At 60.3% G+C, this 24620-nt stretch carries 21 protein-coding genes and 1 tRNA gene; 7 read left to right on the forward strand and 15 right to left on the reverse strand.

Features of this window, described 5'->3' with window-relative positions:
- Positions 1-109: 109 nt before the first annotated feature.
- A complete protein-coding gene (locus tag V7P99_RS01080) occupies positions 110-1390 on the forward strand; it encodes a porin (protein WP_333792966.1) in 1281 nt (426 codons plus the stop codon).
- Between the two features lie 369 nt (positions 1391-1759).
- Here the strand turns inward: V7P99_RS01080 and V7P99_RS01085 are convergent, their stop codons facing one another.
- Together V7P99_RS01085 and V7P99_RS01090 are read right to left on the reverse strand one after the other, a co-directional pair.
- Positions 1760-2668 (reverse strand): 3-methyl-2-oxobutanoate hydroxymethyltransferase, encoded by a 909-nt coding sequence (locus V7P99_RS01085; RefSeq protein WP_333792967.1) that lies wholly within the window; start codon positions 2666-2668, stop codon positions 1760-1762.
- 434 nt (positions 2669-3102) lie between these two features.
- Complete coding sequence (locus tag V7P99_RS01090) at positions 3103-3846, reverse strand: sulfite exporter TauE/SafE family protein (protein WP_333792968.1); 744 nt, start codon at positions 3844-3846, stop codon at positions 3103-3105.
- Between the two features lie 298 nt (positions 3847-4144).
- On the opposite strand from V7P99_RS01090, the gene V7P99_RS01095 reads away from it, so the two are divergent.
- Positions 4145-5248 (forward strand): LysR family transcriptional regulator, encoded by a 1104-nt coding sequence (locus V7P99_RS01095; RefSeq protein WP_333792969.1) that lies wholly within the window; start codon positions 4145-4147, stop codon positions 5246-5248.
- 148 nt (positions 5249-5396) lie between these two features.
- Here the strand turns inward: V7P99_RS01095 and V7P99_RS01100 are convergent, their stop codons facing one another.
- From V7P99_RS01100 to V7P99_RS01110, 3 genes are all read right to left on the reverse strand, one after another.
- The gene (locus tag V7P99_RS01100) at positions 5397-5798 is read right to left on the reverse strand and encodes a hypothetical protein (protein ID WP_333792970.1); all 402 of its coding nucleotides are present in this window, start codon (positions 5796-5798) and stop codon (positions 5397-5399) included.
- A 78-nt stretch (positions 5799-5876) separates the two neighbouring features.
- A complete protein-coding gene (locus V7P99_RS01105) occupies positions 5877-6179 on the reverse strand; it encodes a hypothetical protein (RefSeq protein WP_333792971.1) in 303 nt (100 codons plus the stop codon).
- Between the two features lie 205 nt (positions 6180-6384).
- Positions 6385-8061 carry a formate--tetrahydrofolate ligase gene (locus tag V7P99_RS01110; protein WP_333792972.1) on the reverse strand — a complete coding sequence of 559 codons (1677 nt, stop codon included), beginning with the start codon at positions 8059-8061 and terminating at the stop codon, positions 6385-6387.
- A 477-nt stretch (positions 8062-8538) separates the two neighbouring features.
- Between V7P99_RS01110 and V7P99_RS01115 the strand changes: the two genes are divergently transcribed.
- The 3 genes from V7P99_RS01115 to V7P99_RS01125 are packed head-to-tail and all read left to right on the forward strand — an operon-like array spanning position 8539 to position 11972.
- Positions 8539-9594: a YeiH family protein gene (locus V7P99_RS01115; protein WP_333792973.1), complete on the forward strand. Its 1056-nt coding sequence runs from the start codon at positions 8539-8541 to the stop codon at positions 9592-9594.
- A gap of 48 nt (positions 9595-9642) precedes the next feature.
- Positions 9643-10638 carry a bifunctional 5,10-methylenetetrahydrofolate dehydrogenase/5,10-methenyltetrahydrofolate cyclohydrolase gene (locus V7P99_RS01120; RefSeq protein WP_333792974.1) on the forward strand — a complete coding sequence of 332 codons (996 nt, stop codon included), beginning with the start codon at positions 9643-9645 and terminating at the stop codon, positions 10636-10638.
- Positions 10639-10697: 59 nt separating this feature from the next.
- Positions 10698-11972, forward strand: a complete 1275-nt coding sequence (locus V7P99_RS01125) for a bifunctional folylpolyglutamate synthase/dihydrofolate synthase (RefSeq protein ID WP_333792975.1) — start codon at positions 10698-10700, stop codon at positions 11970-11972.
- Here the strand turns inward: V7P99_RS01125 and V7P99_RS01130 are convergent.
- The 8 genes from V7P99_RS01130 to V7P99_RS01165 form a co-directional block, all read right to left on the reverse strand.
- The gene (locus V7P99_RS01130; RefSeq protein ID WP_333792976.1) at positions 11910-14489 is read right to left on the reverse strand and encodes a Gldg family protein; all 2580 of its coding nucleotides are present in this window, start codon (positions 14487-14489) and stop codon (positions 11910-11912) included. The genes V7P99_RS01125 and V7P99_RS01130 overlap by 63 nt on opposite strands.
- 11 nt (positions 14490-14500) lie before the next feature.
- The gene (locus V7P99_RS01135; protein WP_333792977.1) at positions 14501-15229 is read right to left on the reverse strand and encodes an ABC transporter ATP-binding protein; all 729 of its coding nucleotides are present in this window, start codon (positions 15227-15229) and stop codon (positions 14501-14503) included.
- 39 nt (positions 15230-15268) lie between these two features.
- Complete coding sequence (locus tag V7P99_RS01140; protein WP_333792978.1) at positions 15269-16054, reverse strand: ABC transporter ATP-binding protein; 786 nt, start codon at positions 16052-16054, stop codon at positions 15269-15271.
- A gap of 110 nt (positions 16055-16164) precedes the next feature.
- On the reverse strand, positions 16165-17007 hold the full coding sequence (locus V7P99_RS01145) for an ABC transporter permease (RefSeq protein ID WP_333792979.1): 843 nt from the start codon (positions 17005-17007) through the stop codon (positions 16165-16167).
- Positions 17008-17021: 14 nt separating this feature from the next.
- Positions 17022-17816 carry an ABC transporter ATP-binding protein gene (locus V7P99_RS01150; RefSeq protein ID WP_333792980.1) on the reverse strand — a complete coding sequence of 265 codons (795 nt, stop codon included), beginning with the start codon at positions 17814-17816 and terminating at the stop codon, positions 17022-17024.
- 89 nt (positions 17817-17905) lie between these two features.
- Positions 17906-18790 (reverse strand): ABC transporter permease, encoded by an 885-nt coding sequence (locus V7P99_RS01155; protein ID WP_333792981.1) that lies wholly within the window; start codon positions 18788-18790, stop codon positions 17906-17908.
- 65 nt (positions 18791-18855) lie between these two features.
- Complete coding sequence (locus V7P99_RS01160; RefSeq protein WP_333792982.1) at positions 18856-19995, reverse strand: nitrate ABC transporter substrate-binding protein; 1140 nt, start codon at positions 19993-19995, stop codon at positions 18856-18858.
- A gap of 1073 nt (positions 19996-21068) precedes the next feature.
- Positions 21069-21153, reverse strand: a tRNA-Tyr gene (locus V7P99_RS01165).
- 241 nt (positions 21154-21394) lie between these two features.
- On the opposite strand from V7P99_RS01165, the gene rlmB reads away from it, so the two are divergent.
- Positions 21395-22258: a 23S rRNA (guanosine(2251)-2'-O)-methyltransferase RlmB gene (gene rlmB, locus V7P99_RS01170; RefSeq protein WP_333792983.1), complete on the forward strand. Its 864-nt coding sequence runs from the start codon at positions 21395-21397 to the stop codon at positions 22256-22258.
- A gap of 148 nt (positions 22259-22406) precedes the next feature.
- Here rlmB and V7P99_RS01175 read toward each other — a convergent pair whose 3' ends face one another.
- Both V7P99_RS01175 and V7P99_RS01180 read right to left on the reverse strand, forming a co-directional pair.
- Positions 22407-22724: a hypothetical protein gene (locus V7P99_RS01175; RefSeq protein ID WP_333792984.1), complete on the reverse strand. Its 318-nt coding sequence runs from the start codon at positions 22722-22724 to the stop codon at positions 22407-22409.
- Between the two features lie 198 nt (positions 22725-22922).
- Positions 22923-23297 (reverse strand): hypothetical protein, encoded by a 375-nt coding sequence (locus V7P99_RS01180; protein ID WP_333792985.1) that lies wholly within the window; start codon positions 23295-23297, stop codon positions 22923-22925.
- A gap of 163 nt (positions 23298-23460) precedes the next feature.
- Here V7P99_RS01180 and galE point away from each other — a divergent pair, with 163 nt between their 5' ends.
- Complete coding sequence (gene galE / locus V7P99_RS01185; protein WP_333792986.1) at positions 23461-24441, forward strand: UDP-glucose 4-epimerase GalE; 981 nt, start codon at positions 23461-23463, stop codon at positions 24439-24441.
- Positions 24442-24620: the final 179 nt, after the last annotated feature.

Here is a 24620-nt window from a genome sequence, read left to right on the forward strand (position 1 = left end):
GCAATTGAACAAATGCTATTTTTCAGATGAACGATGACGTTAATAATCTTCCTATTGCATGAGTTAAAAAAACAATCACGCGCACGAAAAGAATTCAAGGGAGGGTATCTTGAGCATTGCAGCCAAACGTGGAGCGGGCGTCCTCCGGGTGCTGTCCGTGCTGACCGTCGGTGTCGTAGTGTCGACGCACTCAGTCGCCGCAGCGGATTTCGGGGGAGACTGCTGCGCGGACCTGGAAGAGCGCATCGCGGAACTCGAGGCGACCACGGCCCGCAAGGGAAACCGGAAGGTCAGCCTCACGATTGCCGGGCAGATTGCGCATCAGATCACCTACTGGGACGACGGCGTCGAATCGAACACCTACGTCACCGGTGCCGGAAGCCCCACGCATCTGCGCATGCAAGGCATTGCGCAGATCTCGCCCGGCTGGTCTGCTGGCTATACGCTTCATCTCGAGCTCTTCGGCCGGCAGCGCTATTGGGTGAGCCAGGACACCCCTGCCCCCTTCGACACCGATATAAATATCCTCAAGTCCCACTGGTTTTTGCAGAGCGACAGGCTCGGCAAGCTGTCGCTCGGCAGAATCGCCCAAGCATCCGACGATGCTCCGATCCTGATCGATTCCTCGGGCTCTGCAGGGCCGGCGAACTGGGTCGTCCATGACGGCTCGGGTTTCTTCCTGCTCCATCAGGGCGAGCGTATCGGCATGAGGTGGGGCGACATCGCGTTCTGCCACCACATCGAAGGAGGGTTTGGCGGCGATTGTAACGGCGCGACTACAAATGCCGTTCGCTACGATACGCCGACATTCCACGGCTTCGTGGCCTCTGCGAGCTGGGGACAGGACGATTTCTGGGACACAGCGATCAACTACGCAGGCACGATTTCCGACTTCAAGGTCCAGGCTGTTGCCGCCTACTCGGAGAACAAGGACGTGCGCACGAGTCCGATTCCGCGCGAGTCCAAGTATCTCCAGCTTGGCGCCTACCTCGAACACTTGCCCACCGGCCTGTTCGGCTATGCAGCCTACGGAGCCGAGTGGAATGATCACCCGACGGCAGATGGCAACGCGATACCGAAGGGAACACAAGAGTACTACAAGGCGGGCTTGCGCAGGAAATGGCTCCCGCTCGGCCACACTGTCGTCTACGGAGAATACAGCGTGATCGACGACATGATGAGCGAGCGTCTGATCGATTCCGGTGCCACAGGGTCGAGGTTCACCCGTGCGGGTGCGGGGATCGTGCAGGAGATCGATGCCGCCGCCATGAGCATTTGGCTGAAATATCGCCGGAACACGGGCGACATCAAAAACTTCAACGGGATGGCAGGCCAGCTTGATGTCGATAGCCTCGACTTCATTGGCTCGGGGGCCATCATCCGCTTCTAACAGAGCCTTCGTCTCGAGAAGAAGACCGAGGCCGGACCCATTGTCCGGCCTCATTATTTTTTCGACCACGGCATCGCAAGCTATGCGCCACGACAGACCTGCCTGGTCCCGCGTGGAGATAAAAGAGATCAAACTTCATCGCTCGAGACCAGACGCTGCTGATGATTGCGATGCATCGCCGGCTGACAGCTTGGGATCTGCAAGGCCCGCCGGGTGGGATAGATCTACTGGCTAACGCCGCGCACGATCGGACGGTGCTTTACAGCCCATGGGATTTCCAACGCGTGATTGGCTGGAAGGCCAAATAAAAAAAGGTCCGAACAGAGTTCGGACCAAGTGGGCTGGGGATGGGGAACGAAGGAGGAAGAGTTACGCGGGTTCTTTCACCCCTGATTTAATCTCGTCGACTTTCTTTTCCCATTTAACCGCCTTCGCGAACTCCAGCAGGTCGTCGTTCTCCATGAACACGGTCTCCTTGGGGCCCGGATAGGACCGAGAACGCACGTCGTTCATGTAGCGGGTCAAGACGTCTTCCATGACGGGGATGAGGTCGTGATAGATCCGCGAGTGACGCGGAACGTGCTCCTCCCAGAGATGGAACAGGTCGGAGGAGATGATGTGCACGCCGTGCGCACGGTTGCCTGCCCCAAGGCTGATGACGGGCACAGGCAGCGTCTCCGCGAGGTACTCGGCGATCTCCGATGTGGTGACTTCGCACATGATCGAGAAGCAACCGGCGTCGACCATCGCCTTTGCGTCTTCGACCAGCTCTAGGGCCCGCTTCGCCTTCTTACCCTGAGCGGTGAACCCGCCAAGCTGCGGCATACGCATCGGCGTAATGCCGATATGGCCCTGAACAGGAATACCGGCGCGAACGATCGCCTCGATATTCTTGGCGTGGTACTTGTTGCCCTCGCACTTCATAACCTCGGCGTTGGCCTCGGCAACAAACCGGCCGGCGTTGGCGACCGCTTGCTCCGGGGACACGTGAAAGCTCCAGTACGGCATGTCGATCATGCGCAGTCCGTATTTGGAACCGCGATCGATGGCCTTGGCCATCATCATGACCTCATCGAAGCTCACGGTTACCGTGCTTTGATGACCGAACAGGATCATGCCGCCCGTGTCAGAGACGCAGAGGATGTCCACGCCAAGCCGATCCGCGACCACGGCCGTGCGATAGTCATAGGCGGCCAATTGCGTAATAGCCTCGCCCTTTCGCATCTTGGCCATCAGCGTATTGATCGTAACTTTCTTTCTAGGTTTACCTTCCGCCATGACTCTCCCTCGTGGGCTAGAATTATCGAGTCTGCCCCTTTGTCAGGAGCAATCACCGTGCGCGATATCTCGCCTGCATCGGCGCCACTAAGAGACATGGGATTGTCGGCGGGGTAAAATTAGGATTTTGAATATATAGAATGTTTTTTCGCCTAGTATGACGACGCGGATACCTCGCCATGCGTGCCAGGGTATACTTTTAGTGTCCTAAAACATCTGCGCCGTCAGGCAAACATTCGAACACGTATTTGCCCGATGGAAAAACACCGTACCGTTCTAACGTCCGGCTTCAGAACACGTTGCTGACGGAGATATCGAAGGTGCCGTGCGTGCGTCTCGCAATCAGGGCTACTCATAGCCAGAGCTTCGGCATAAACGCCGCCGAGATTTACGCCCCGTGATGCCGCGCCGGCTCACAGTGCGCGCGCGTGATCTCAGAACGCCATGCGCGCGGACACATCAACGACGATGCCGAAACCGACGGCAACGAGCAGATACGAGACCACCCGTTTCAGCGACTCTTGAGAAACTGCGTGTGCAATATAGGAGCCGCCCCAGCTACCAACGGCGAGCGCGATGGCGAGCGCGATGCAGGTCGCCGCATCGGGGAGCAGTTCGATGTTGGTGGCGGTCGCCGAAAGCGAGATCGGCAGCTGAATCACCTGGCTTAGGCCAATGCTCCACAAAATCGGTTGCTGGAGCCAAACCATGATTGGCACCAGAAGCAGCGGACCACCGGTGCCAGTGATTACTGACCCGTAGCCGGTGACGAAGCCGATGGCCCCGATCTGACGCGACGATAATGCGCCGGAGATCCCGGTTTCGCGCTTGGAGCTACCGACCAGACCATAGAATCCGGACGCCACGACGACAGCGCCCAAAATACATTTGAGCATGAGCTCGGGCGTAACGCGCACCGAGTACGCGCCCACGACTGCGGCCGGCAGTGCTGAGAGGACCAGCGTTCGCGCTGTCGACCATTCGATTGCGCCGTGCCTCTGATAACGCAAGGTGCCGACGATGCCGCTGAAGCCGAATCCTATCAGCGCCGCACCGATCGCCGTGCGGATGTCGAAGCCGACAAGATAGGTGAGAGCCGGCGCGACGATCACGCCTCCGATGCCGACGCTGCCGATCAGAACTCCGGCGATCAACCCGATCCCAATGATAGTGAGCATGAAGTAATCCGACGCCTCGTTTCCCCTACCGCACGATAGGCCACAGCGGCTGCGTCGATATAGTCGCGAACTTCTATAGGGGAATACGCCGCATAGATCCGCTTACGGATTCATGCCGTGCGGCAGCTGCGCAGAACAGCAACTGGACCGCTCTCATGACGGCGGATCAACTATGAACCGGACAATCGACATATAACTACGTTCAATCAAATGGCACCTTTTAATAGCTACAATTTAATAGATAATGTTGTGAGGCACCCTCGCAAAGAAGGGGCATGCATCGGGAGGATGATGTTCTATGTTCCTGAGACAATTCAAGTATATGATCGCGGTGGTGGAAGAGCGCCACTTCGGACGCGCGGCCGAACGCTGCCATGTGACGCAGCCAAGCCTCTCCACGGCCATCAAGCAGCTCGAGCTCGAAATCGGAGCGCCGATCTTCCTTCGCGGACGCGGCCAGCGGTTTCAAGGCCTCACCGCCGAGGGCAAAAAAGTGGAGCGGTGGGCGCGCGCGGTCCTGGCACACTGTCAGGCCATGCGCGAGGAAATTTCGTCGATGTCGAACAACCTCAAAGGCTATCTCCGCATCGGAGCCATGCCATCGATGTCGCCCGTTCTTCCATCGCTGTTAAGCCGCGTCAGCGAGAAGCATCCCGGCATCGTGATCGACATCTCGTTCATCGGCAACGAGAAGATGCGGCTCGGGCTGAACGAGTTCTCCCTTGACGCGGCGTTCACCTACATGGAGGCTTCCGATATGGGCCGGCGCAACACGCAGTCGGTCTACAGCGAGAAGCTCAGCCTGCTGGTTCCCGACACGGAGGAATTCGCGCAGCGGTCAACGATCACTTGGCGCGAGGCATCCGAGCTTCCGCTCGCCATGCTCAGGCCCAAACTGCACGAACGCACCTTCGTCGATGGAATATTCGCGAAGACGGGCTGCACGCCGGAGCCGAAAGTGATCTCCGAATCCATTCTGCACCTGATGTTCCAGGTTCAGCATGCCGGGCTCTGCACCATCGTTCCATCTCACTTCGCGACCTTGCCGGGGACGCGCGCTTTGAACCTCGTAGATCCGGTCGCCACCCAGGAGATCGCGCTTTTCTGGGCGGAAGGCGAGGCCGTGCTTCCGATGGTCAAGGCCCTGGTGTCGATCATCAAGCAAATGACAGCGTCCGGCGAACTGGCTAACCAGCTCAACAACAGACTGCAACATCCGATGAACGGCGGCAGCCTGGTGCGAGCTTCCCCGATGCCCAAAGCCGAGAAGCCGGCGGCAAAGCCGCAACGCCGGAAGTTGCCCTCCTCGACGGCAAAACCTCCAAAGCCGTTCGGGGGTACAAGCACCCAAAAGCCCAAGCGGCGTGACGATGAAGCACTCGAAGGGATGGGTGCAGGTTGAGGCGGGTCGGTCGGCGCCATCGTATGAAACGATGGCGCCTTCTCTCAACGATCTAATAAAAGAGCCGCCCGAATAGATATCTATTCGGGCGGCTTTTCGTTCCTTGCCGGTGGGTACGTAGGCGCAGCCCACCTCACGCGATCAAACTCTAGCCGGCGTGCGTTCTCTCGATGATGTCACGAAGGCGAGCCGCAATGGCCGGGCTCGCAATTTCGTCTTTGCTCGAGGGAACCGTGACGATCTGCACGACGTCTGCCGAGCCCACTTTGAAGGACCCGTTAACAACATAGTGCGGGCCCACCTTGCCTTGCCGAAGCGGGCAAAAGCTGACGCGAACCGGATCGGCGCCTTCATGCTTCTCGTTGGGCTCAATCAAGGCTTCGATCGAGAAGTCACGCGAGCACAGGGTCAGAGCGGGGTCCTTGCCGTGTCCTGGGATCTCGCGCGCCAGATCCTTCATGAGGTTCGTCGCTGCCACGAACCACTCGAGGATCTCGCGAAGCTCCTCCTCGCGAAGCTCCGGCGAGTATTCGACACTGTCGCCGATCATGGGAGACGGAATCGCGTAGGGCAGATCTTTGGAGAAACGCTTTTGATCGATTCCGCGGTGCAGGAGCTCTACCAGAACTCAGGCCTCGACGTGCGCCGGCGACCGCCCCTCCATATGGAGCTGATGATCAACCGGATTGCCGTTCTCAAGGAACTGCAGCGTAAGCTCGGGAATTCTGAGCTCCATCTGCAAGCCGTCAACGATCTCATCCGTCACGAACGCGTTCCGCGCCTCGTTCCAGTGCAGGATGACATCGTCGGCGCCGCTGACATTCCTGAAGCTACGCACCATGCGCACCAGCCATTGCACGGCATTGTGAGCCTGGGAAAAAGCATCACTCAGTGAACCGTCGGGCTTCTGCACTCGTTGTGTTGCAGTCATTTTTCTGCTCCATCTCGATGGGTCGAATCCATGGTCTTCGGGTCAATCCGAAAACGTGTCCCATCCGGTCGATTGTAGTGCGACACGCCCGTGCATAAATACGGCACTGCAATTTCCTAAATAGGACACGTCTATCTCTTCCGAGGGCGGCGCCCCCGCAGAGTATGTTCACCCCATCGGACGACCCCGCCCGATGGGGTCTGCTTTAGAAGAGCCCCTGGATGTTTCCGGCCTCATCGAGCCGGATGGTGTTGGCGGCTGGCACCTTCGGCAATCCAGGCATCCTCATGATGTCTCCTGCGATGGCGACGATGAACTCTGCGCCAGCGGAGAGGAGGACATTCTGGATCTCGATCGTATGGCCGGTCGGGGCACCCTTTGCGTCGGGGTCAGTCGAGAAGGAATATTGAGTCTTCGCGACACAGATCGGGAAGTGCCCATAGCCGCCCGCTTCGAACTCCTTGATGCGCGACCGCACCGCGGGGGTCGCCGTTACCGCCGCGGCGCGATACAGCTCCTTGGCGATCCGCTCAATCTTGTCCCAGAGCGGCAGCGCATCCTCATAGAGCGGCTGGAACGTGGCACTGCCCTCTTCCGCGAGCGAGACGACAGCTCGCGCCAGGTCCTCGGCACCGGCGGAGCCGTCAGCCCAATGCCGGCAGGGAATCGCCTGCACGCCATATCCTTTGCAGAAATCGACGACCGCCTGCATCTCCTCATCCGTGTCGGAGGTGAAGTGGTTGATCGCGACCACAGCCGGTATGCCGAACTTCTTCACGTTCTCGAGATGCCGGCCGAGATTCGACAGGCCGGCCTTAACCGCTTCAACGTCCGGCTTGCCAAGCTGATCCTTGCTGACGCCGCCATGCATCTTGAGGGCACGGATGGTGGCCACGACGACCGCAGCCGCCGGGCTTATGCCCGCCTTGCGGCATTTGATATTGCAAAACTTCTCCGCGCCGAGATCCGCGCCGAAGCCCGCTTCCGTGACAACATACTCCCCGAGCTTCAAAGCCGTCTTCGTGGCCACCACCGAGTTGCATCCATGGGCGATGTTGGCGAATGGGCCGCCGTGAACGAATGCCGGGTTGTTCTCGAGGGTCTGCACAAGGTTCGGCATCAATGCGTCTTTAAGGAGAACCGTCATGGCCCCTTCGGCATTTAGCTCCCGGGCCAGCACGGGCTTCTGGGCGCGCGTGTAGCCGATGACGATGTTGCCGATACGCTGCTCCAGATCCTTGAGATCATTGGCGAGGCACAGGATCGCCATGATTTCCGAGGCGACCGTGATGTCGAAGCCCGACTCTCTCGGATAGCCGTTCGGCACGCCTCCAAGTCCGGTGACGATGGAGCGGAGCGCACGATCGTTCATGTCGATCACGCGCCGCCAGACGACACGACGGGCGTCGATGCCGAGATCATTGCCCCAGTAGATGTGGTTGTCGACCATCGCCGACAACAAGTTGTGAGCGGCGGTGATCGCGTGAAAGTCGCCTGTGAAATGGAGATTGATGTCCTCCATCGGCACGACCTGCGCGTAGCCGCCTCCGGCAGCGCCCCCTTTCATTCCGAAGCACGGCCCAAGAGATGGCTCCCTGATACAGACGATGGCTTTCTTGCCGATCCTGTTGAGAGCATCGCCAAGGCCGACCGTGGTTGTTGTCTTTCCTTCTCCCGCGGTCGTCGGCGTGATTGCGGAAACCAGAATAAGTTGGCCGGTCTTCCTATTCTCGAGAGAGTCGATAAACGGAAATACGACCTTTGCTTTCGTCGGCCCGTATGGAATCAACGCGTCCGACGGAATTCCGATTTTGTCGGCCACTTTTACGATGGGCTTTGCCTTGGCGTTACGCGCGATCTCGATATCTGACCGAACGGTCATGGGAATAACTCCTCAGTCGGCCAATCCAGCGGGATATTGGCCGTTCATTTCGCGTTGATGTTTTATGTCGCGTCGACTGCCGACATAGCAGATGCCGGACGACGATTGGCTGCCGAGCGTAATTTATCACGCCAAGCGGCCGCACCATGCATATCGGAAATGATGCTGTAAATTAATTTCCTACTATTCAATCATAGAGGCGTAATCTCGCCGATCGAAGTTTGGAATATGCTTATAGATACTTCGTCGGGATTCGGGATAGCTGCCATCGATTTAATAGAAGCAATCCTCAAATAGAATCCCTTCAATTCGATTGCTACCTTCGCACCGAGGGTAGGAATCGAAACTTCAACGCGCGGAAGTTTTGAGGGCCATATTGACCAGCGAGCCAATGCCCAGGGCATTGGCCGATTGCTCCTGCCTGACCAAAAAAACATCACAAATTCGGATGCGCGAACGCATCCGGGAGGATCAGGCATGGATGCAGTCGTATCGGCGCGGACAAGACGCGCCAAATCAGTACCAAAGTATTGGCAGCTCGCTCCCGGTTTCCTCCTGGCCTTATCCGTCGCCGCGATCTCCGTCCTCCTCGCGCCGCATATGCCCGCCGCACTTCCGTTGCCCGCCATGGTGATCGCTCTGATCATCGCCATGGCACTGCACGGCGTGACGCGGAACGCCGCGTTCGAGCCCGGCATAGCGTTATGTGCCAAGCCGCTGCTCAGATGGGCCGTTGCTCTGCTGGGAATGCGCGTTGCTCTGGGCGACATCATCGGGCTCGGTGCACCGGTCGCGATGGCCGTCGTCGCAGCGATGATCGTGACGATCGTGGCCGGCGTGGCGATCGCGAAGGCGCTCAAGCTGAATACATACTTCGGCCTGCTGGTCGGCTCGGCTACGGCCGTATGCGGGGCCTCGGCTACTCTCGCCACCTCTACGGTGCTTCCCTCCTACAAAGGACGGGACACGGATATCGCGTTCGTGATCGTTGGCGTGAACCTGCTCGCCACCGTTGGAATGCTCGCGTTCCCGCCACTCTGCATGATGCTCGGGTTCGACGACCGCACCACCGGCATCATGCTGGGCGGGACGATCCATGACGTCGCTCAGGTGGTCGGCGCCGGCTATGCGGTTTCCGAAACGGCCGGGAACTCCGCTGCCATCGTGAAGCTATTCCGTGTTTTCCTTCTGCTCCCTGTCGTCCTAGCCATTAGCTGGTACGCAGTGAAGCTCTCCGGAAACCGCCGTGAGGCGCGGGTTGCGGTTCCTGTCTTCGCCATCGTCTTCCTCGTCCTCTGCATTCTGAACAGCATTCTATCGACGATCGACGTCATCAGCGTCCCTTACGACTTCGCGAAGAGCGTCGTGGTCGAGCTCAGCACGTGGGGGCTGCTGCTGGCCATCGCTGCGATCGGCCTCAACACCTCGCTCAAAGCCATCGCGGAGCTCGGATGGCGCCACATTGTCATTCTCATCGGAACCGCGCTCGTCATTCTCACCGCAATGACCGCGCTCCTGATGCTGCTCTACTAACCGAGGCTATGACGGCCTCATCACCACGTCTGACAAAGTGAGATCGCCATGCAAACCAGAGAACAGCTCATCGCGCCGTTGTCGGCTCAGGGCTGTAGCCAGGAACTCGATGGACGTGCGCTCGCGCGCCGGCTGTTGGATCAGGTTACGGCACGTGCAGCCGATCTGAGCGATCAAGGGTGGCCGCCCGTGCTGGTCTCCATCAGCATTGGCGATCGTGCGCCGACAGCGCTTTACGTCCGGAACCAGAAGCGGCACGCCGAACGCTGCGGGATCTCGTTCATAGAGCGCAATTTCCCGGACACGGCGACGTTTTCGGAGGTGCAGACGACAATTCACGCCTTGAACGCCGATCCCCGCATCTCGGGAATCGTGCTCCAGAGGCCAGTCCCTTCCCATCTCGAAATCCGCGAGCTGCAGATGGCCATCCATCCACTCAAGGATGTCGAGGGCATGCATCCGGCATCGATCGGTGACATCGTCTATGGCGGAGCGGATCTTGTGCCCTGCACCGCGCTGGCGGCAGTGGAGCTGCTGCGTGAGACCGGACTGCAGTTCGAAGGACTCGAGGTGACGGTCATCGGCCATTCCGAAATCGTCGGCAAGCCGGTGGCCTTTCTGCTCATGGCGGAAGGCGCAACCGTCACCGTCTGCCATCACCTCACCCGCAGCGTTGCGGCCCACTCCAAAGATGCCGACGCGGTGATCATCGCGGTGGGCAAGCCGCGCCTTCTGACCGGAAACATGATCAAGCCCGGCGCTGCAATCATAGACATCGGGATCAACCAGATCGAGGAGAACGGAGAGCTGCTCGTCGTCGGCGATGCGGACTACGCCTCTTGCCGCAACATTGCGGGGTGGATCACGCCGGTGCCCGGTGGCGTTGGCCCTGTCACCGTCGCCATGCTGATGCGGAACGTCATTGCTGCGGTCACGCGCCAGAGCGCGCTCTATATTCGCAAGTTCGACGCCAGCAACAGCTTTCAGACCGCCCACGCCTACCGCCCCGCGCAGGGCGCAGTTACGGCGAGTTCGATGTCGTGACACCCATCCCGCGCCGGGCGCGCCATAGAAATCCGGCGTCCATCTTGAGGCGCCTGGAGATGCTCTTTCCGACCAAGATTGCACTTGGTCTCGACCGCATGACCGCGCTACTGGGAGCTCTGGGCAATCCTCATCTGTCCTTGCCCCCGGTGGTCCATATCGCGGGGACCAATGGCAAAGGCTCGACGCTCGCGTTTTTGCGATCGATGCTTGAAGCCGCCGGGAAGCGCGTTCATGTCTATACGTCGCCGCACCTCGTTCATTTCAACGAGCGTATCCGCATCGCCGGATCTCTGATACCCGACGACGAGCTCGTCGAGCTGCTGGAAGAAGTCGAGGCCGCGAACGCGGGCCGGCCGATAACGTTCTTCGAGGCCACCACGGCGGCCGCCTTCCTCGCGTTCGCGCGCCACGACGCAGACTTCACGCTCGTGGAGTGCGGCATGGGCGGCCGTCTCGATGCGACGAATGTCGTCCCGAACCCGATCGTAACGGCCATTACGTCGATCTCACTCGATCACATGGCCGATCTCGGCGAGACCGTGAACCTGATCGCCCGCGAAAAGGCGGGCATCCTTCGCCCTTCTGTACCCGCGGTCTTCGGTCCTCAATTGAACGGCGCGATGACGGCTTTGGCCGAAGAAGCGACCCGCGTCGGCACGCGTCCTTTCACCTTTGGAACGTGCTGGAGCGTAGAGCCACAGGAGAACTGGTTTTTCTACCGTGGAAAGCAGGAGATATTCTTGCCCTCTCCTCCGCTCTCCGGCGCTCATCAAGTCGTCAATGCCGGCATGGCCCTGGCGATTCTCGATCAGATCGACGGTCTCAGACTGAAGCAGGCCGAGTACATTCGCGGTGTCATGCATGTCAAGTGGCCGGCACGCTTGATGTCGTTGCGTTTGATTTCGTACGGTCAGAGGCGTCTCCCGGCACGCGTCGATCTCATTGTCGACGGCGGCCATAATACGGGCGCCGCTGAAGCGCTCGCGAGGTGGGCACAGACCCTCGATACAAAGCTCGACGTCGTGATCGGCATGCTGAACACGAGAGATCCCCGCGAGCTGATCGGTCCCCTGGTGCCATTTATACGGCGGCTGCGCGGCGTGGCCATCGAAGGGGCCGACCAGTCGCATCCGGCCGCGGCCATCGTCGCGGCGGCGCGCGATGTCGGGATCTCCGATGCTCATACCGCTCCGAGCGTGACCGACGCTGTCGCCACTCTCGCCGGCGCATCCAACGCGCACGCCCGCCGCATACTGGTCTGCGGCTCCCTACACCTCGCTGGTAACGTTCTCGCAACGCTTAAGGCGCCTGTTGCTCAGCCAGCCGAATAGCCACCACTGGCACAACACAAGCAGCGGACCTGCCGCCAGGTTTGCAAGCGTCAGCCTGCGCCCAAGATCCTCGGCCGTTTGACGGATCTCTTTCCTGAGATCACGCAGCTCACGGCGGAGCGGCAGCAGATCCTGGCGCAACGTTTCGACCTGACGCTTGATCTCCGGCGACAGCTGATCGAACGTTTCCACTCCTGCTGCCGCAGGGATCTTGGAGATGGTGCTCTCAACAGCTGCAATGCGCGTCTCGATCTCTTTGCTCCGCGCGCTGCTCGTCTGGCTCGCAGCCTGCACGAGATCGGCAACCCGCGTGAAGGAGCGCCGCGTGGGTGCGCGAGACCGGACGCCGATCAAAGATCCGTCTCCCGCGGCGGCCTCGACCATGTTCAAAAATAGCGTCGCGTTATCGTTCAGTGGTACGCGCTGCGGTCCGCCATCGGTTTGAAATGCAAAGTTATCGAAGATCCAGTCCACATCTGCCACAGCGAAGACCCGTGCGGACGGCTCGGATGGCCCGATGGCGGCGCCGTCATCGGTGGAGCAGCCCGCATCGAAGGCGCTCTGAAGGTTACCACGTGCCGTCGCCGCGATGACGAGCGGGTCGCCGCCAGGACGCGCCTCGAACCGTCCCGCGTTAATCTCGGCCGTGGACGCGGCGAAGCCGGTGCGTGGAAGCACTCCGGCCGTCGCCGTCGTCCAGACCAGCGGAGCGGCGGTCTGGCTCGTCAGCGCCCAATGCCCGGGCTCGGGGAATAAAAGCGTCCGCAATCCCGCCGTCACACTTTCTCCAGAGGCGAGTTGCCCCGCACCTGCCGTGAGCCAGAACGGATAAGGGAACTGACGCCCGCCAGTATCGGCGACAGGCGTCGCAAGGGTTTCATCGCCCACCACATCCGAGAACTCGTAGCGCAGCCCGTAGCGGAGAAGAAGATCCGATATGTCGTTGATCTCCTCCGACGGCTGAGGCGTCACTTCGTTGCTCGAAGGGAGGGATCTGACGTGGGGATCCACCAGCACCACGAGCCCCTTGCCGTCCATCACGTGCCGATCGATGGCGCAGAGCATCTTGCTCTTGAGCAGTGTCGCGTCGATGACGATCAGCGCATCGATGCCCTCAGGCAGGCTTTCGTCGAACAGCGGAATGACCGCGACGTCGTAGGCCCGCTTCAGCTCTTCGATGACCGCGAGAGAGCCGGACCCGTCCCTGGCGTGCCGCGGCAGCACCAGCGGCGAGAGCACCCCGACACGCGGCGTCTTCGTCCGTCCGAGAGACGCGAGCATGAGCGCGACGTCGTATTCGAGAAGCCTTTCGCGGGACAGGTCGAAATAGGCGATGCGCGACTGGCGCTCGCCGCTCCGCACCGTAGCGCCGAGCATGAACGAGTCGCCCGACGACATGGGCACAAGCGCCACGCCGGCCCTCAAGGCCGTGAACTCCTGGTCGCTCTCGGGTGTCGGCACGTGCTTATGAAGTTGCAGTCTTCCCTCGGACCGCGACGCCATGGCCTCGAGCAGGCCCGTCACGCGGCGCGCGTGCTCCCGGATCGAGGCCGGGACATTGACGGCGCCCGCGCTCCAGTAAAGATCGATCACAGTTCCCGTTGGAACCCGATCTATGACCTTCTTCGTTGCATCGTCGAGCGAGTACTCGCGTTCATCCGTGGCATCGAATGCAAGGTCATGGCGATCCGCGCTGGCGATCGCGAACGCACAAGCCAGCACAACGGGCAACATCTTTCCGATGCCAAAGGCCGCCTGGCGTGTCGCGAGGCTGGCGCCGCACCGGAGCTGGAGCACCATCGAAGCCCCCCAAAGCGCGAGGACGGGGACCGCCATGAAGTAGATCAGCGCGGCAAGCTCGATGCGCCCGCTGGCGATGCGGTCGAACCAGTATTTCGGCGACACGGACTCGAACAGTCCGAGCAAGACGACCGCGTGGTCCTCGGGCAAAAGGCGCGCCATCGCATCCCAGCCGAGTGCGACCAGAATGAACAGCACGGCAAGGGCCGAGACGAAACCGCCGATCTGATCCCGGAACATCGATGCTGAAAAGAGCGCGACGGCCAGGAGAGCAGCCAGGAAAAGCACGCCGCCGAAATAGACGGCAGCGACCCGTCCCCAATCGGGATCGCCGAGATAGGCGATCGTCAGCGGGAACGGAAATGTCAGTGCAAGGGTGACGGTGAGAAGGCCGCAACGGGCAAGCCATTTCCCGGTCACGATCGAGCTTTGCCGCATAGGCAATGTGGAGAGCAGCTCCAGCTCGCGGTCACCGCTTTCCTCGCTGAGCGCGCTCATGGCAAGCGCGGGCACAAAGATCAGTGCGACCCACGGCAGAAACGTCGCAAGCAACGCGGGCGATGCCGTATCGCCCGAGTAGAAATCTGCGACGAGGAAGATAAGCGCCGAGAGCGCAACCAGGAATGTGCCTTGGAAGACGAGGATCAGGCGATTGGCGGTCAAGGCGCGCCACTCGTGGCGAAGCACTGCAAGCGTCCCGGCGCCCCAGGTCCGCACGCCCGGCCTCATCAGGCGTCTAACCGCTGCTTGCCGGCCGTCAGCGCGATATAAGCCGGACCCAGCCGGCCATCAGCAGAAAGCAGCTCGGCGCACCCAGCATCCGCGACCAGCCGCCCGGACTCGATGACGATAATCCGATCGCAAAGCGCCTCCGCCTCTTCCAGGATGTGCGTCGAAAGCAGGATGGTCCGAGATTTCGCAAGCGTGCGGATCAGGGCACGGAGAGCGATCTTCTGATTGGGATCGAGGCCGTCCGTCGGCTCATCGAGCAGCAGGATCTCGGGATCGTGAATTAGGGCCTGGCCAAGCCAAACACGCTGGCGCCAGCCTTTTGAGAGCTCCCCACACCGGCGCCTGAGCACGGACCCGAGGTCCAACTGCGACGTGATGTGCCGAATGGCGCCGTCGCGCTCGCGCCCCCATGAGCCCCGGCCCTCCGCTGCCAGCATCAAAAAGTCATGAACACAGAGGTGCTGAAAGCCGTGGACCGCCTCCGGCAGATATCCGACCAGCGATCGGGCGCCGATGGGGTCCGAGACGGCGTCGCGGCCGCACAGTTTAACAACGCCGCCGTCGGGCCGATAGTAGCCGGAGAGAAGCCTCATCGTTGTGGATTTCCCGGCGCCGTTCGGACCGAGAAATCCAACCAACGATCCCCTCTCAGCGGTGAAGCTGATGCCGTCCACAACGCGCCTGTGGCCGAACGCTTTCGTCAGACCAGTAACTTCGATGGACATGTTCCCGCTTCGATAGCACTCGGCACCAGGGCCGCCACGCTACGCCATCGCGCGCGTCTGGGTGAAGCTCTTCATCGCCTCTTCGTGCAAGATCTCCATAGCCTCGCGTTTTATTTCATATGCCTCGGGCGAGTTCAACATCGAGAGCTTCCGGGGCCGCGGAAGCGGGATGTCGATGATCGTGCGCACGGAGGCCGGCCGGTTGCTCAGCACGACGAGCTTGTCGGCCAGGAAGATCGCCTCCTCCACTTCCGAGGTGACGAACAGGTTCGTTCTCCGGTTCTCCTCGAAGAGCTTCAGAAAAAACTCCTGCATCAACGGCCGGGACATTGCGTCGAGGCCGCGGAACGGCTCGTCCATGATGAGCAGCAGCGGCTGGTTTATGAGGGCTCGCGCGAGCTCGGCGCGCCGCTGCATGCCGCCCGAGAGCTGGCTCGGATACTTATCCTTGAAGTCTCCAAGCCCAACCTTGACCAGCAAATCATCGGCGATCTTGTTCAGCTCGCGATTTTTCATTTCGCGACGGATCTTCGGGCCAAAGCGCAGGTTCTCCCGCGCCGTCTGCCAGGGCATCAGGGCCGTCTCCTGAAAGACGACCATGCGATCCCGGCCGGGCTTATTGACCTTGCTGCCGTTGAGCAGGATCTCGCCCTTGTCCGGCGTCTCGTAACCCGCCACCAGGTTCGCGATTGTGGACTTTCCGCATCCCGAAGGCCCGACAATGGCGGTGAGTAGGCCCGGCATGATCTCGAACGTGAGATCCTTGACGACTTCTTCGCGGTCCCACTCCTCTCCAAAACCCTTGGAGACGTGGTTCAGGTTCACCCTGCTCCTGCCCGCGGTCTGCGTTGCAGACTCGGGGGTTATCGACGTGACCGACATGGTTTGTTCCACCTTGTATCGCTCAATGATGTTCTGGAATTGCTGCTCACGGCCTAGAACTTGCGCGTCCACGGCATGCACAGGTCACCAATCTTGCGGATGACGGCACTCGACAGATAGCCCGCGATGCCGATGGAGATCATTCCGACGACGACCTGCTCGAGCGAGCCGCCGATGTAGGAGCTCCAGATGAAGAAGCCGAGGCCGCCGCCGCCCGAAATCATCTCCGCGGCAAGAACCACGTTCCATGTGATGCCCATGCCGACGGCGGCTCCCGTGAAGATCGAAGGAAGCGTGCCGGGCAGGATCACGCGGGAAAACAAGGTCCAGTTGGTGGCACCCATCGACAGCGCAGCCTGAAGATAACGGCCGTCGATCGAGCGTGCGCCGCCAAGAACGTTGATGACGATCGTGAAGAATGCGCCAAGGAACGTGACGAAGTAGATCGAGAGCTCGTTCGTCGGCCAGAAGATGAGCGACGCTGGAACCCACGCAAGGGGAGGAATCGGCCTCAAGATCTCGAACGGAGGAAAGGCCAGCTCACGAAACGTCTTGTTGATCGCCAGGGCCAGCCCGAACGGGATGCCGATCACCATTGCAATCATGAAGCCGACCACGACGCGCTGGATGCTCAGCACCCAGCTTTGCCAATAACCCGGCGTATTGATCACCTCCGAAGCCGACGCTGCCACCGCGCTCGGAGCCGGGATCTTGCCGATAAAAGGAACGGCCACACCAAACCATTGCTCAGCGTTGGATCCGATCTCCCAGACCAGCGTGAACACGATGAGCGCCAGAATTCCCCGGCGAACCGAGATGTCGGTCAAGCGGCGGCGCAGGTTGGCGGCCATAGCGCCGAATGGCGTATTTGTAGCGGTGATTGCTGCGTTGGACACGATCGCCCCTCCCCTTAGGCAAGCTCGCGCTCGCCGGCCTGGAATGCCTTAATGGCTTCCTCGTGCACGGCTTCGCTTGTTTCTTCCACGAGCAACCGAAACTCGTTCGACGAGAGAATGCTGTAGTCCCTCGGACGAGGCAGGTTGATGTCGACGACCTTCTTCACGCGGCATGGCCGTGTCGTCATCACATACACCCGGTCGCCGAGGAAGATCGCTTCCTCGAGATCGTGCGTGATGAAGTAGATGGTCACCTTCGTGCGATCGTACATTTCGAGCAGAGACTCGTGCATGATCGACTTGGTCAGCGCATCCATGGCCCTGTACGGTTCGTCGAGAAGCAGAACCTTCGGATGGTTGATCAAGGCGCGGACGATTTCGGCACGCCGCGCCATGCCCGACGAAACCTCGCCAGGGTATTTGTCGGCAACGTTTCCGAGGCCGGCTTCCGCAAGGCTCTGGCGCGCTTTATCGAGCGCCTGGGCCTGGGACATCTTGCCTTGAACTACAGGTCCGTAGGCGACGTTCTCCGACAGCGTCTTCCAGGGAAACAGGGCGCCGTTCTGAAAGACGACAATCCTGTCCGCACCCTGTTCGGCAAGCGGCTTGCCGGGACCGCAAAGCAGCTCCCCATCAAGCCTTATTTCGCCGGACGTAATCGAGTGGAACCCGGCGAGAGCATTGAGGAGTGTCGTCTTTCCGCAGCCGGAAGGGCCGACAATCATGCATACCTCGCCACCGGCGATCTCCATCGAGCAGTCATCGACGGCTTTGACGTTGACGCCATACGGATCGTAGATCTTGGTCACGTTGCGGATGCTAATCGCACCGGGACGAGAACCATTCGTGCTGTTTGTCATCGTTTTGCTCATTCGCTTCGACAGCAATGGAGGAAGGATCAGCGGCCCTGCATCGCAAGCGCCCGCACATGCCACTGCATGAGGCGATTGCCGATGGCGCGCACAATTCCGGAGCTCAGCCAGCCTACGAAGCCGAGCGTGAGCATTCCGATGACCATCGGAACGGTGGTGCTGTTCACGTAGGACATGAGGATCAGATAGCCGAGCCCGAAGTCTCCGGAGACCATCTCCGCTGCTACGAGCGAGAACCAGGCGACGCCGATGCTGATCTGGAGCCCGGTAAAGATGAACGGCAGGGCGCCGGGCACAACGACGTGGCGGAATACGTGCCAACGCGACGAGCCGAGGCAACCGGCTGCACGGAAGTAGGATTCATCGATCGATTGCACGCCGAGCATCGTATTCAGCGCAGTCGCGAAGAACGCTGCCAGCGTGGCAAGAAAGATAACTGGTGCCTCGAACCCCGGGAACATCGGAATGGCAAGCGGAACCCAAGCCATAACGGGAATGGGACGCAGCAGCTCGAGGATGGGGAACGTGTAGTCTTTTATCGTTTTCGACCATCCCATCAGCAAGCCTACGGGGACTCCGAGGCCCGTCGAAATAATGAAGGCGATGAGAATGCGCCGGCAGCTCACATAGATGTGCTCATAATACTCCGGCACGTAAATCGAGAGTCCCTGCCGCGGGTCCGTCGAAACCCAATCCTTGATCACCGTTATTGGCCCGGGCATCTTTTCGAAGCGCGGCAGCTTCAGCCCTTCACAAAGAAGCCAGTAGATGGCGATCCATAGCGCGATGCCCGCGAGCATGAGGTACGGAGATGGCGAAGCCAGCACCTTAACTGTCCGGTGCCACACCCGCGCCGCGCCTGATGGCGGCGGCGGCGCGCCAGCCATAGTGCCAGAGATGGAAGCGTTCATGCCAAGAACCCCCAAGTTTTTTCCGAATAAGGCATGTCAATCGATGGGATGAAGGCGAGCGGCGATCAGTAGTTGCCTGCGCTCGTCACGGGTTGGGCTTTGATCAACCCGACTGGGCTTGCCAGTCCCCGATCCTCAAGCACTTGACGCGCGATGCTATCGTCGACGCTGTTGGCGCGGATCGTCGGAGACGAGGCCGGCTTGGACGGCAGGGAGTGAAGGAATGCAGTTGCATCGTCGATCAGCGTGCGAACCCGCTCGTTCACGACAAAATCAAGCTGCAGCTTCACCTCGCCGCCACCCTGCTCGCTGGGTGACGCTCCGTAGAGTGCATTCCAAATCGTGGCTCTATCGATTTTTTCCGTCTGCGCCTCGACCATGTCGATCACTTCAGAGGCGTTAGCCAGATCGGCCAGAAAGAGCTGGGATTCTAGTTCGGATTCCATCCATGCCCTGACGACGTCCGGGCGCTGCTCGATGAGATCATTGAGCATGATCAGCAGGCCACCGTCGATGACGTTGAAATCCTCACCACTGGAGGCCCTGCGCGCCAAGCCCATTTGCTCGATCTTGCTGGCGGTGGGTTCCCAGACAACCGCCGCGTCGAGCTTGCCGACACGGAAGTTGGATGTGATGACCTCAATGTTCTGATTGAGATAGCGATACGGTTTGATGCTCGCCTTCTCGAAGGCGAGGCGGGCAAAGCGGTCCGTGCAGGAGCCTTGCGGAAGCGCGACGATCTTTTCGTCCATCCACGCGACGGCTTCCCTCCCGGACTTAAACTCCGGGGCTTCATTCCGAACGAGGAAAACGTTGCACTGCTGCTTGGATGTGCCGAGGACGCCGACGATGCGGATATCGGTGCCGCCACGGCTGGGTTCCGACTGGAAGGTGGCGACGATGCCCGGCATGTCGCCGACATAGCCGATATGCTGCTTCTCACCCGTCATCGAGTTGACGATCACGGCGCCCTGAAGCCCTACCTGGAAGCTCGCCGTCGACCCTTCGGGGAGATATTTCTTCCAGAACTTCTTTCCGTTGTTTACGACGCCGGACCACGCTTCGGTGTAATAGGGCTGATACCCCACAACGAGATTTATTTTCTCATTTTCTTTTCCGAAACTAGCGGCCGTTGCCGCGCCCGGGAAAAAAGCGAGCATCATCGCTGAAGCGATAATCCTGCCGGATCGCTTTCCCAACTCCATGGATATCCTCCGCTGTCGCCCGTTCGGTTTTTTTACCGTTAGTAATTATCCCGATCCCATTATGGGATCGGGCCGACTTGAGCTGCTCAACGCCAAACTTTCAGAATGCGCCGAGACGACGCATCTCCAGTTCAACAGTCTGATGATATCCTTCTCTGGATGTTTGCCTGTGTAAAATAGTTGTCTTGGATTGTCTCATAGCGCTCCGCTTCTGATTGGTGTGTTTCGCCTCGCTTCCATCTTCATCCGATTGATATTTCCGCTGAAATTTCGCTCCTATTCCATTGTACTCCATGCGGAATGCAGCTGACGCGACGTTTTTATATCGTCATATTCGTTGAATTAATCACTGTACGTACTTCTGCGATACATGTATTGATGGATGCGAACGGGCGGGTCCCAGAATGCGTGCTTTACAAGGTCACGCTGCTTCTGCTCATTTGTCGGAGGTATGTTTCGCTGCGACGCACAATACATACGTAAGCACCCTATTTTTTCCGCCGAAAAGATCATTTTCGGAGATCGTCATGGTGACAGCATCGCGTGCCGTCCTCAATGGAAGATCCGGGTGCCTTGGCAAAAGGTCTATTCGCGGGAATATGATCGCGATATCCAGTGGGCTTAGGTGATTTTAACTACGTACAAGCCCATATTGCGGCATTGATTTACGCATTTTCCGTCATATTTTTTCGGATTCCGGCGCCATAGCGGGCTCACGCACCTGAACATGCGGGTCAACAGTGACGCGGTTGAGATGGGCACAACAGACGGCCCCGTCTTTAGGCTGTCCATGCCTTGCCGATCCATCTCCATGCCGCGAGGCCGGCGACGCCGCGCGCAAGACCTCGCTTGGCGCATCTCGCGACCCAATACGTTCGCGAGAGCGTCTTTCGATCCGAGGCACCGCATCGGACACTTCGTTCTTCAATGAGATCAGGGATTCACGCTCCAGACGGGAGGGCGTAGCCGACGCCCAGCGCATGAACTTGCCGGATGGCACCTCGCGCCGGCTGCGTTTCACGCAACCGGGCGATCTTCTCTGAACAATTTCAATCGAGTAAAAGCGAAGGAACTGGTGGAGGGAGCTGGATTCGAACCAGCGTAGGCGAAGCCAACGGATTTACAGTCCGTCCCCTTTAGCCACTCGGGCATCCCTCCGTGACCAATCCTCGCGTCAGCCGAACGAAGCGCTTGCTTGCCGGCTAAATAAAAATCGCCCTGCGCTCGCCGAGCGGCAGGGCAACGCTTGCCCTTATCGTAATCCATCCTCCGGATGTCAATTGGAAAAGCGCAGAAAAACCCGTATGGGATCGGGCCCGGGCGGTGGGCGCCTCTCGTCGGTCCAATGGGCCGCGCGCCCGCCCCTGGAGAAGGCGCGATCCGAAGGCATGAAGGCGGGATGACATCGGGCTCAGAACGAGAAAAACGGCGCAGCAATAAGCGCTCCGGCCGTGGCACGCACGCATTCCGTCACGGGCGGCGTGCGCCGGGACGTGACGGCAAGCAAGTAGCGGAGGCGGCAAGCGGCAGCGACGGGCTGGTCCGGCTTTTCGGAAGCCATGCCGTCGAAGCCGCGTTAAAGAATCCGCTTCGTCCGGTGGTGCGGCTGCTCGCGACCGAGAATGCCGAACGGCGCCTAGCTGAGGTCATCGCCGCGCGGGGAGTGACAATCGATCGAGCGACGCCCGGCGACCTCGATCATCTGCTCGGCGCCGACACCGTGCACCAGGGCCTGCTTCTCGAAGCCGAGCCTCTGCCCGAGCCAAGCCTCGACGAGCTCGTCGCGCGGGCCCGGGAAATGGGACCGATCGTTCTGCTCGATCACGTCACTGATCCACACAACGCGGGCGCCGTGCTTCGCTCTGCAGCAGCTTTCGGCGCGGCCGGGCTCATCGTGACCCGACGCCATAGTCCGCCGCTCAACGGCGTGCTGGCCAAGGCCGCGTCGGGTGCGCTCGACCAGGTTCCGGTGCTTCCGGTACAAAACCTCGCTCGAACGATGCTCGAGCTCAAGGAAATCGGCTTCCAGCTTCTCGGACTGGAAGGAACAGGTGACGCTTCCCTTGAGGATGAGTCATTCGCCGGGCTTACGGGGCTCGTGCTCGGCGCAGAAGGGAAAGGCCTGCGCAGTCTCACGCAGGAGTCCTGCGACCGTCTGATTTCGATCACGACAGCCGGGACGCTTGCAAGCCTTAACGTGTCCAATGCGGCAGCGATCGCGCTGCATTGGGCTGCCCATCAGCGCCGAGGCGGCTCCCAATAAAAAAGGGCGGCGCCGTGTCGGCACCGCCCTCGGGATGGTTCATGGATCCCAGAGCGCGTTCACACTTGATGGATCTTTTTTTTACTGCTTCACGTCCTCGGTGGGTGCGCGTTCGCGCCCGCCCTCAAACGCTCAGGCGCTATTGCGATCAATCGCAATAGGTGGGGCGCCAGCAGGTCCAGCGGCCGCCGCGGCAGACGCGATCACCCCAGCTATCGATGAAGCAGCGACGGTTTTTCCAGCCGCACTCCTCGGGCCCCGGATAGCACTCGCCTCGCGAGCGGTAATAGTAATCGCGATCCCGCGAGTGCGCGTAGGCGCCGAGCAGGCCGAGGCCGATGATGCCGGCTGCGACGCCCGCCGCAACGCGCCCGCCCCGTCCCGCCTCGGCAGGCTGGGTCGAAGAGACGGCGGCGCCCGCCACCAGCATCAGCGCCATCAGGCCGTGCACGAATTTCTTGATCATGGGGCTCTTTCTCCCATCACTCGTAAACCGGATCTATTCGCATCGGCGGCCGCCGCAGAGCGGGGCAGCGCCGTCGTGCTCAGAGATCACCACATGCCCAATGAATAGGGCGTGAACGCGGTCGTTTGTTGCCGAGAAGACGCCGAAAAGCCGCTATGAAATGGGCAAAAACCGACCCATTCATCAGCGGCTTTCTGCTCACCAGTGGTGATGGCGATGGTGGCCGTGGTGGCGGTGATGCCACTTGCGGTGGACGTAGTAGCGCTGCGGATAGCCCCAAGCCCGGTAATAGGGCGGCAGCGATGCATACGGCCGATAATGATAGCGCCGATAGCGCAGCTCACGGGTGGGGCGCCAGTGACCCGAGTTGTAGTAGGGATAGTAGCCTCGCGGCGAGAATTCGTAACCGTAGGGATCGAAGCGCCAGTCAGAGCGGTAATGCTTGTGATAGAATCCATAATGGTGCGCATGCGCGCCGTGGTGATGGTGGCGGCGATGGCCGGCTTCGGCGGCGGCCGGTATCAGCGCCAGACCGATGGCGGCCGCGAGCATGGCGACGACCCGTGAACGCATCTCGATATCCTCACAATCGATCTTAGTACATCTCGCTATCATCTTAGTCACAAACACATAATATTACTTTAATGTCAGCGAGCCCGAACAGCTCCCATGCAAAATCCGGCCATCCGTCCTCAAGGGCACTCTTTTTCAACTCCTTCATGGTAAACGGCGTGCCATGACCATACTCGTGACAGGCGGCGCCGGATATATCGGCAGCCATATGGTGCTGGCGCTCCTCGACGCTGGTGAAAAAACCGTAGTTATCGACAACCTCTCGACGGGATTTCGCGGTGCGGTGCCATCCCCTGCGGTTCTCATCGAGGGCAACGTCGGCGATCAGGATCTCGTGCGGCGCATCATCACCGAGCACGGCGTGCGGGCCATCATCCACTTCGCCGGTTCCATTGTGGTGCCGGATTCCGTTGCCGACCCGCTCGGCTACTATCTGAACAACACCGTCAACTCGCGCGCCTTGATCGAAGCGGCCGTCCAGACCGGCGTGCGCTCCTTCATCTTCTCGTCGACGGCCGCGGTCTATGGAAATCCGGAGCAAATCCCGGTCAAGGAGGATGCGCCGCTGCGACCCGTCTCGCCCTACGGCACCTCGAAGTTGATGACCGAGATGATGCTGGCAGACACGGCCGTGGCGCATGACTTCCGCTACGTGGCGCTGCGCTATTTCAATGTGGCGGGAGCTGATCCTGCCGGCCGCGCCGGCCAATCGACGCCGCGCGCGACGCACCTCATCAAGGTCGCCTGCGAGACAGCGCTCGGCAAACGCGCCTCCATGGACGTATACGGCACCGATTACGCGACGCCCGACGGCACCTGCGTGCGCGATTACATCCACGTCACGGATCTTGTGACCGCACATACGGCCGCTCTTCGCTACCTCGAGGCGGGCGGCGCATCTGACATCTTCAATTGCGGCTACTCATCAGGCTATTCCGTTTTCGAGGTCATCGATGCCGTGAGGCGGGCCGCGGGCGGGCCTTTCCCGACCACCCTCGCGCCGCGTCGACCGGGCGACGCAGAAGCGATCGTTGCCGAGTCAGCGAAGATCCGGGAACGGCTCGGCTGGGTGCCCGAGCTCGCAGATCTGGATCTCATCGTCGGACATGCACTCGCCTGGGAACGCACGCTCGGTGAACACTGAGGCGGCGACCTGCGCCTTCAGCTTGCCCTTCAGCTCGCACGTGCCAGGCATCGGTGCATTCGGCGCGGCTGAGGGGTGTTCCCTTGAAAATTTTGTGTTATTCGTCCCACACATCGTCAGATATGCCGGCATAGCTCAGCGGTAGAGCAGCGGTTTTGTAAACCGTTGGTCGGGAGTTC

It is taken from the genome of Hyphomicrobium sp., assembly GCF_036780825.1.
In the GTDB taxonomy this organism is placed as follows: domain Bacteria; phylum Pseudomonadota; class Alphaproteobacteria; order Rhizobiales; family Hyphomicrobiaceae; genus Hyphomicrobium_C.

What these genes read in the sequence shown, in the direction of transcription:
- V7P99_RS01085 (WP_333792967.1), bottom strand. Translation starts at nt 2,668, where the DNA reads ATGGCGGAAGGTAAACCTAGAAAGAAAGTTACGATCAATACGCTGATG.
- V7P99_RS01090 (WP_333792968.1), bottom strand. Translation starts at nt 3,846, where the DNA reads ATGCTCACTATCATTGGGATCGGGTTGATCGCCGGAGTTCTGATCGGC.
- V7P99_RS01095 (WP_333792969.1), top strand. Translation starts at nt 4,145, where the DNA reads ATGTTCCTGAGACAATTCAAGTATATGATCGCGGTGGTGGAAGAGCGC.
- V7P99_RS01100 (WP_333792970.1), bottom strand. Translation starts at nt 5,798, where the DNA reads ATGATCGGCGACAGTGTCGAATACTCGCCGGAGCTTCGCGAGGAGGAG.
- V7P99_RS01105 (WP_333792971.1), bottom strand. Translation starts at nt 6,179, where the DNA reads ATGACTGCAACACAACGAGTGCAGAAGCCCGACGGTTCACTGAGTGAT.
- V7P99_RS01110 (WP_333792972.1), bottom strand. Translation starts at nt 8,061, where the DNA reads ATGACCGTTCGGTCAGATATCGAGATCGCGCGTAACGCCAAGGCAAAG.
- V7P99_RS01115 (WP_333792973.1), top strand. Translation starts at nt 8,539, where the DNA reads ATGGATGCAGTCGTATCGGCGCGGACAAGACGCGCCAAATCAGTACCA.
- V7P99_RS01120 (WP_333792974.1), top strand. Translation starts at nt 9,643, where the DNA reads ATGCAAACCAGAGAACAGCTCATCGCGCCGTTGTCGGCTCAGGGCTGT.
- V7P99_RS01125 (WP_333792975.1), top strand. Translation starts at nt 10,698, where the DNA reads ATGCTCTTTCCGACCAAGATTGCACTTGGTCTCGACCGCATGACCGCG.
- V7P99_RS01135 (WP_333792977.1), bottom strand. Translation starts at nt 15,229, where the DNA reads ATGTCCATCGAAGTTACTGGTCTGACGAAAGCGTTCGGCCACAGGCGC.
- V7P99_RS01155 (WP_333792981.1), bottom strand. Translation starts at nt 18,790, where the DNA reads ATGAACGCTTCCATCTCTGGCACTATGGCTGGCGCGCCGCCGCCGCCA.
- V7P99_RS01160 (WP_333792982.1), bottom strand. Translation starts at nt 19,995, where the DNA reads ATGGAGTTGGGAAAGCGATCCGGCAGGATTATCGCTTCAGCGATGATG.
- rlmB (WP_333792983.1), top strand. Translation starts at nt 21,395, where the DNA reads ATGACATCGGGCTCAGAACGAGAAAAACGGCGCAGCAATAAGCGCTCC.
- V7P99_RS01175 (WP_333792984.1), bottom strand. Translation starts at nt 22,724, where the DNA reads ATGATCAAGAAATTCGTGCACGGCCTGATGGCGCTGATGCTGGTGGCG.
- V7P99_RS01180 (WP_333792985.1), bottom strand. Translation starts at nt 23,297, where the DNA reads ATGCGTTCACGGGTCGTCGCCATGCTCGCGGCCGCCATCGGTCTGGCG.
- galE (WP_333792986.1), top strand. Translation starts at nt 23,461, where the DNA reads ATGACCATACTCGTGACAGGCGGCGCCGGATATATCGGCAGCCATATG.